General features: G+C 59.4%; 7 protein-coding genes. 1 reads left to right on the plus strand and 6 read right to left on the minus strand.

Annotated features, from left to right (window positions below):
- Positions 1 to 102: 102 nt before the first annotated feature.
- The 3 genes from A15D_RS07450 to A15D_RS07460 all read right to left on the minus strand — a co-directional run bounded on the left by A15D_RS07450 (position 103) and on the right by A15D_RS07460 (position 3,487).
- Positions 103 to 1,365, minus strand: coding sequence for a DUF3426 domain-containing protein (locus tag A15D_RS07450; protein WP_102791402.1), 1,263 nt, complete (start codon positions 1,363 to 1,365; stop codon positions 103 to 105).
- Positions 1,366 to 1,536: 171 nt separating this feature from the next.
- The gene (prmA, locus tag A15D_RS07455) at positions 1,537 to 2,418 is read right to left on the minus strand and encodes a 50S ribosomal protein L11 methyltransferase (RefSeq protein ID WP_102791403.1); all 882 of its coding nucleotides are present in this window, start codon (positions 2,416 to 2,418) and stop codon (positions 1,537 to 1,539) included.
- 214 nt (positions 2,419 to 2,632) lie between these two features.
- Positions 2,633 to 3,487 carry an alpha/beta hydrolase gene (locus tag A15D_RS07460; protein ID WP_158245791.1) on the minus strand — a complete coding sequence of 285 codons (855 nt, stop codon included), beginning with the start codon at positions 3,485 to 3,487 and terminating at the stop codon, positions 2,633 to 2,635.
- 268 nt (positions 3,488 to 3,755) lie between these two features.
- Between A15D_RS07460 and fur the strand changes: the two genes are divergently transcribed.
- The gene (gene fur / locus A15D_RS07465) at positions 3,756 to 4,169 is read left to right on the plus strand and encodes a ferric iron uptake transcriptional regulator (protein WP_102791405.1); all 414 of its coding nucleotides are present in this window, start codon (positions 3,756 to 3,758) and stop codon (positions 4,167 to 4,169) included.
- 129 nt (positions 4,170 to 4,298) lie between these two features.
- Here fur and accC read toward each other — a convergent pair whose 3' ends face one another.
- Genes accC through aroQ form a run of 3 tightly spaced genes read right to left on the minus strand, consistent with a single transcriptional unit; the run spans position 4,299 to position 6,582 of the window.
- The gene (accC, locus tag A15D_RS07470) at positions 4,299 to 5,645 is read right to left on the minus strand and encodes an acetyl-CoA carboxylase biotin carboxylase subunit (RefSeq protein WP_102791406.1); all 1,347 of its coding nucleotides are present in this window, start codon (positions 5,643 to 5,645) and stop codon (positions 4,299 to 4,301) included.
- 11 nt (positions 5,646 to 5,656) lie between these two features.
- Positions 5,657 to 6,118 (minus strand): acetyl-CoA carboxylase biotin carboxyl carrier protein, encoded by a 462-nt coding sequence (gene accB, locus A15D_RS07475; RefSeq protein ID WP_102791407.1) that lies wholly within the window; start codon positions 6,116 to 6,118, stop codon positions 5,657 to 5,659.
- A 17-nt stretch (positions 6,119 to 6,135) separates the two neighbouring features.
- Entirely contained in the window at positions 6,136 to 6,582 is a 447-nt protein-coding gene (aroQ, locus tag A15D_RS07480) for a type II 3-dehydroquinate dehydratase (RefSeq protein ID WP_022984649.1), read from the minus strand.
- Between the last annotated feature and the right edge of the window lie 234 nt (positions 6,583 to 6,816).

The raw sequence follows: 6,816 nt of genomic DNA on the forward strand, positions 1-6,816 counted from the left end.
GGGCGCAGAGGATACCGAGGGAGCGGAGAAACTGCCCCTGCCTTGCCTCGATTATCTCTGTGCGCCCTGTGGTGAAAAACTTCCCGTTTTATCGGGGGCGGTTCAGGCGTCAGGGGAGCCCGCCGACTCCGGGCTGGCCAGCAGCCGCAGGTTGTAGTTCACCGCCTTGTCGCCAGGGTCAACGATTTCCAGTGATACATGTAGAGGGGTGTGGATGGGCATGGTTTCCATGCCGGCCAGATCGCCGTGCAGGTATTCCGCTGGCTTGAAGCGACGCCCTGCAATGGCCTTGCCGTCCAGTGCACTGAAGGTCAGTTCCAGATCCGGGAAGGGCTGCGGATAACGGGCTTCATTGAAGAGAATCGCGTCTACCACCAGCGAGTTGTCAAACTGAGGGTGGCTGCGAACCACCAGGTTGGCGCCTCGCAGTTTGCTGATGTCGCTGCGATTGGGCAGGCGGCATCCCAGCACCTCACACACTTGCTGGTAGGCTGGCCGCCACTGAGGGCTACGGGCCAGTTGATCGAAATTGAAGTAACCGTACTGGGCGATCAGTACCACCAATGCCAGCACGGACAGCCCCCCCCATTTAGCCAGTCCGGACCAATCGCGATGTCGCTGGAAGTGCGCTTCTCTCTCACGCAGTGGCGCGGAAGCACTAATGGTCACTGGCTCTTCGGTCAGGTCATCACCGAACAAGTCGAGGCCGCCGAACAGGGAGTCGTCGTCATCCTGAGCAGGCTTTTGCGCTTTGGGTTTGGGGGCCGGCTTGTCCTTTTTGGGAGTGGGTGCCGCCGGGCGTTTCGCGCCGGGCTCATCCAGAGGAGCGAAGACCGCTTTGGCGGGTTTGTCGTCCTCAGGGCGCGCGGGTTCCGGTTCATCTTCCAGTTCCTGCAGCAGGGCCTCGGCCCAGGCTTCATCGGCGCCTTCGTTGTGGCTTGCCCGGCCGGCCCCCTGCATGTCGGCAAAATCCTCGCCGAGGCCGTTCTCGCCGTCTTCGCCAAGATTCATGAAAGAGTCGCTCAGCTCCATGCCTTCGATATTCAGGCCGCTGTCGTCGTGCTGCTCATCATCATCCTGAGCGTCTAAATCCGGATCCAGATCCAGTTCGCCGTCGGAAAAGGGGGAGTCTTTCCTGCTGGTCTGCTTGTCGGGGGAAGTGGAGCTGTTGCTGTCCAGGGCGCCGGCCCAGCGGTTTTCGGTGCTGGCGGCTTGCTCGGGTGGGTCTACCAGATAGTCCGTGGCCTGAAATACCTGAAGGCAGGAACCACAACGCACGGCTCCGCGAGCCTGTTTGAGGTGCTCGTCGGTGATCTTGAACTGGGCTGCACAGTGAGGGCAGCGGGTCTTGTACTGGGTGGCCATGGACATGCCTGATTGTTATTGGTTGGCGGCGCAGCAAACCGCACACAGTCGCTGTGTTGTGTGCGTAGACTCTTTTTACAGAAAAAACCCAATGGCCCGCAAGGACCTGCGCCTCAGTTTGGGTGGCTGTTGGGGTGAGTGCAGCGATCCGCTAATCGGTCTTCGCCCCGGTTACGGCTGCTTGCGTACACCGTCAATGCGTACCCAGTCGCCTTTCTGTGTGGTCGGCGTCAGGTCGAACCAGCGGGAGTAGGCGTTGCGTACATCGTCTGTCTGCTCAGCGAGAATCCCGGAAAGCGCCAGTCCTGCACCGGGTTTGCAGTATCCCGCCAGTAGTTCGGCCAGCTCTACCAGTGGGCCGGCAAGAATGTTGGCCACCAGTACGTCGCAGCGGTATTCAGCGGGCATCTGTTCCGGAAGAAACAGGTCGAGCCGGTCGGCTACATCATTGTTTCGAGCGTTTTCTTCACTGGCGATCAGGGCCTGGGGGTCAATGTCGGTACCGGTGGTTTGGCCGGCTCCCAGTAGCAGGGCCGCGATGGCCAGCACGCCTGAGCCGCAGCCGAAGTCCAATACCGTCTTGCCGTTCAGTGCGTGCCCGTCCAGCCATTCAAGACAGAGCGCGGTGGTCTCGTGGGTGCCGGTGCCGAAGGCCAGGCCAGGGTCCAGTTTCAGGTTGACTCCGTTTGGGTCGGGGGCGTCTGTCCAGCTGGGCACAATCCATAGCCGTTCGCCAAATCGCATGGGGGAGAAGTCATCCATCCACGCCCGTTCCCACACCTGGTCTTCCAGCGTTTCGTGATGATGCGCATCGGCCTGCAGCCCTTGCTGCTGCAGGGCGGTGAGGATCAGATCCAGTTCAGCATCGGCCTCGAACAAGGCGCTGACAATGGTGTTCTGCCATAGCGGTCGGGTGCCCGGCGGTGGTTCGAACACGGGTTGGTCTGCTCCGTCGGTGAGGGTCACGGCGCAGGCGCCCAGATTTTCCAGCGCGGCCTGAAAGGCATCGGCGTGTTTTTCCGTCGTGGCAAGGTGGAGCTGGAGCCAGGCCATTTTCGCTTCGCTCTAGTGAATAGTTAACAGTGAAAAGTGAACAGCTACGTGGGGCGTTCGCCCCAACGTGGGGGATGATAGCAGTTAAGGTCGCGGCGAATCACTCCGGATTAGGTCTTGTTGTGGGAGCTTGCTTGCAAGCGAATCTCCCACGTTTAAGCGGAACAGACAGAGCCGTTGGTTGTCCACGGCGCATCCCCCGGTCTTAACAGGCCTAAGATTGTGTGGGGTGTGGGTTCCAGCCAGGGGGTGTTTTGCCGCTGGCGATGGCCAGGGCGTCGGGGAGGGAGGCCGGGAGCATGGCGCCGTGGCCCAGGCCGGGGAAGGGTTTCCAGTGGACTTGCAATGGCGTGTGTTGTGCCAGGGTTTGCACTGTGATCATGAAGGCGTCGCTGCCTTGCTGTTTCAGGCGTGCGATAGCGGCATCGTCCATATCCGGAGTCACACGGACTTCATCAGTGCCTCGTGCCAGCCATACCTGTGCCGGGGACGGTGTGTCTTTCAGGTAGTGATCAATCGCGTGGTTGTGCCAGTAGGTTGCCGGGCTGACCGGGATATAGCGAGTAAAGGTGCTGGAAGGCGACGCCAGCGCATAGAGCGCAAACAGGCCGCCGAACGAATGCCCCCACAGGGATTGTTGCGCCAGGTTGAGGCGGGCGCGTTTTTGCACTTCGGGCTTGATGTGGTTTTCCAGCAGGGTCAGGAAGGCGTCGGCGCCGCCGCCAAGGCGTTCCGGTCGGCGGGGGTCAGGGATCAGCCCTTCACCGGGGAGTGCCGGCGTGTAGTCCCGTTGGCGAGCCACCACATCAAACAGCAGATCGGTGTCGTAGCCCACCATGATCAGTACCGGCAGAGCGTTTTCCGACAACGGTGCAAGCCAGTCTTCCTGAAGATGGTGCAGCACGGCATTGCCGTCGAGCAGGGTCACCGACGAATAGCCTTGCTCCGGCGGTGCGGAGTGCGGGATGGCCAGCCATACCCGGTAGTGGCGCTCGCCATCTTCGGATGTGACGCGAAAATTCTCAAAGCGGTAGAGCGGTGATCCTCTATCCGCCAGGGTGGTTCCCATGGTCCGGGTCAGATCCGGTCTAGAGAATGCCGTTGTAGGCAGCAGGGAAGCAAAAAACAGACTAGTGAGAAATTGACGGCGCTGAAGTGGCATAGGGTTCTGCCTGAACATGACATGATCTGAACTTTACCGGGAATTTGTGCCAACACCATCCCGGACCGACAGAAAAAATGCACATTTTTTTCTGTCGTTCGTCATTATTATAGGGGCAGGGAGAAAACGGCACTGCCCACGTCGGGCTGACCGAGATATTGCATGGAGCACAATAATGAAAGCAGAGAATCAGGCCCTGCAAAGCGCGGGTCTGCGGGCGACGTTGCCTCGCGTACGTATCCTACAAATGCTCGAGTCCATCGATGAAGAGCGCCATCATCTCACTGCGGAAGATCTCTACCGGCATCTGCATCAGGCCGGGGAGGACATTGGTCTGTCCACGGTTTACCGGGTGCTGACCCAGTTTGAGAAAGCCGGGCTTGTTGCCCGCCATAACTTCGATAACGGTCATTCCGTGTTTGAGCTTTCTTCTGGCGAAGAGCATGACCATATGGTGTGTGTGGACACTAATGATATTGTTGAATTTCGCGACCCGGTGATTGAACGTCGCCAGCATGAAATAGCCGCGGCGCACGGTTATGACATCGTGGGGCGGGCGCTGGTATTGCGGGTGCGAAAGCGGCCCTGATGTGTGCTGAAGTGCACGGTTCGTGGCTGCGTTAACCGCGTTCCAGTGAATGAAAAGGCCGCGATCAGATACTGATCGCGGCCTTTTTGCGGCGGCTTTGATTCCGCCGGGGCTTAACGGTTGTGGCCGCTATTCGCTGCCCAGTTTCTTCTCAAGGTGGTGAATATCCACGCCGCCTTCAATGAACGCCTTGTCCTTGAAGATTTTTTCGCGGTGCAGATCCACGTTGGTCTTGATGCCTTCCACGACGATCTCGTCCAGGGCGTTGCGCATGCGCGCGAAGGCGATGTCGCGGTCTTCGCCCCAGGTGATCAGCTTGCCGATCAGGGAGTCGTAGTAGGGCGGTACGGTGTAACCGCTATAGATGTGCGAGTCGACACGCACGCCGTTGCCGCCAGGGGCGTGGAAGTAACTGATTTTGCCCGGTGACGGGGTGAAGCGAACGGGATCTTCCGCATTGACCCGGACTTCGATGGCATGGCCCTGGAACTTGATGTCGCTCTGCTGCAGTTGCAGCCCGTCACCACCGGCGATGCGCAGCTGTTCCTTGACGATGTCCACGCCGGTCACCATTTCGGTTACCGGGTGTTCCACCTGTACGCGGGTGTTCATTTCGATGAAGTAAAAACGCTCATCTTCATACAGGAACTCGAAGGTGCCTGCGCCGCGATAGTTGATGGTCTTGCAGGCATCGACACAGCGTTGTGCGACTTCGTCTTTCAGGTGCTGTGGAATGTGCGGCGCGGGCGCCTCTTCCACCACCTTTTGGTGACGGCGTTGCAAGGAGCAGTCACGGTCGCCCAGGTGGATAGCATGGCCGGCACCGTCTGCAAGGACCTGCACTTCCACGTGACGCGGTTTCTGCAGGAACTTTTCCATGTACACCGTGGCATCGCCGAAGGCGTTCTTGGCTTCAGAGCGGGTCAGGGTGATGGCGTTGAGCAGCAGGCGCTCTTCTTCCACCACGCGCATGCCCCGTCCGCCACCGCCGGCTGCGGCCTTGATGATGACCGGGTAGCCGATGTCGCGGGCCATCTGCAGCGCGCCTTCGTCGTCGTCACCCACCGGGCCGTTGGAGCCTGGAACCGTGGGGACGCCGGCCTTTTTCATGGCGTCGATGGCGGCAACCTTGTTGCCCATCAGGCGGATGGTATCGGCCTTGGGGCCGATGAAGGTGAAGCCGGAGCGCTCCACGCTTTCCGCGAAGTCGGCATTCTCGGCCAGAAAGCCATAGCCCGGGTGGATGCCGTCGGCATCGGTGACTTCGGCGGCGCTGATGATGGCCGGGATATTCAGATAGGAATCCACGGACGGTGCCGGACCGATGCACACGGCTTCGTCGGCAAGGCGCACGTGCATGAGGTCGCGGTCGGCCTTGGAGTAGACGGCCACGGTACGAATCCCCAGTTCCTTGCAGGCACGCAGGATACGCAGGGCAATTTCACCGCGGTTGGCAATGACAACCTTTTCCAGCATGACGGTTCTCCTTAAACGATGGAGAACAGAGGCTGATCAAACTCAACCGGTTCGCCGTCTTCTACCAGGATGGCATCAATGGTGCCGGACTTGTCTGCTTCGATCTGGTTCATCATTTTCATGGCTTCGACGATGCACAGCACATCGCCGGCCTGAACCTTCTTGCCCACTTCGGCAAACATCGGCGCGCCCGGCGCCGGGGAGCGATAGAAAGTGCCCACCATGGGAGAGCGAACCAGGTGCCCGCTGGGGGTTTCTGCGGCAGGGGCCGCGGCCTCAGCTGTTGGCGCCGGAGCGGCAGCCGGTGCGGCAGGGGCCGCTTGTGGGGCGGCGTAGTACTGGGCCGGTGCCGCAGCAACCTTGTTGCCACCACGGCTGATGCGAACGGACTCTTCGCCTTCGCAGATTTCCAGTTCTTCAATGCCAGACTCTTCCAGCAGCTCAATCAGTTTCTTGATCTTGCGAATATCCATGTCTCTAAACCATCCAGTTATGCGTTGGGGGCCAGTTGTTCAAGGGCAGCAGTAAGGGCGAGCTGGTAGCCGGTGGCTCCCAGGCCGCAGATCACGCCGCGAGCGATATCGGAAAAATAGGACTGATGGCGGAACGTTTCCCGGGCATGCACGTTGGACAGGTGCACTTCGATAAAGGGGATCGCTACGCCAAGCAGGGCATCACGCAACGCCACACTGGTGTGGGTGAATGCTGCCGGGTTGATAATGATGAAATCGATGCCTTCGGTGCGGGCATCGTGAATACGCTCGATCAGCTCGTACTCCGCATTGCTCTGCAGGTGCTGCAGATGGTGGCCGGCGTCGCTGGCCTGCTGCTGAAGTTGCTGATTGATGTCGGCCAGGGTGGTATGGCCGTACTTTTCCGGCTCGCGGGTGCCAAGCAGGTTCAGGTTGGGGCCATGCAGGACCAGAATGGAAGCCAAAACGGGTCTCCCTGGAAACGTGTCGTTATTTGTTGTGAACGTGCGGGAAATTGGCTAGGAATCCTTCGCTTTCTCGCACCAATGCAATACTAGGGGGATTTCATGGCAGAAAAAAGGCTTTTACAACATTCGTTACAAGTTGACGGAAGATGCCGGGATATCGGTACTGTTTCACGTTTTTTGTTTAGGGGGGAGGTGCATGGCTTTCCGTAGGAGATTCTATGTTGTCCATCC

The sequence above is a fragment of the Alcanivorax sp. MD8A genome (assembly GCF_002888555.1).
GTDB lineage: Bacteria > Pseudomonadota > Gammaproteobacteria > Pseudomonadales > Alcanivoracaceae > Alcanivorax.

Excerpts from the sequence above, each read along its gene's own strand:
- prmA (WP_102791403.1), bottom strand. The coding sequence starts at position 2,418 with ATGGCCTGGCTCCAGCTCCACCTTGCCACGACGGAAAAACACGCCGAT.
- accB (WP_102791407.1), bottom strand. The coding sequence starts at position 6,118 with ATGGATATTCGCAAGATCAAGAAACTGATTGAGCTGCTGGAAGAGTCT.
- fur (WP_102791405.1), top strand. The coding sequence starts at position 3,756 with ATGAAAGCAGAGAATCAGGCCCTGCAAAGCGCGGGTCTGCGGGCGACG.
- A15D_RS07450 (WP_102791402.1), bottom strand. The coding sequence starts at position 1,365 with ATGGCCACCCAGTACAAGACCCGCTGCCCTCACTGTGCAGCCCAGTTC.
- accC (WP_102791406.1), bottom strand. The coding sequence starts at position 5,645 with ATGCTGGAAAAGGTTGTCATTGCCAACCGCGGTGAAATTGCCCTGCGT.
- A15D_RS07460 (WP_158245791.1), bottom strand. The coding sequence starts at position 3,487 with ATGGGAACCACCCTGGCGGATAGAGGATCACCGCTCTACCGCTTTGAG.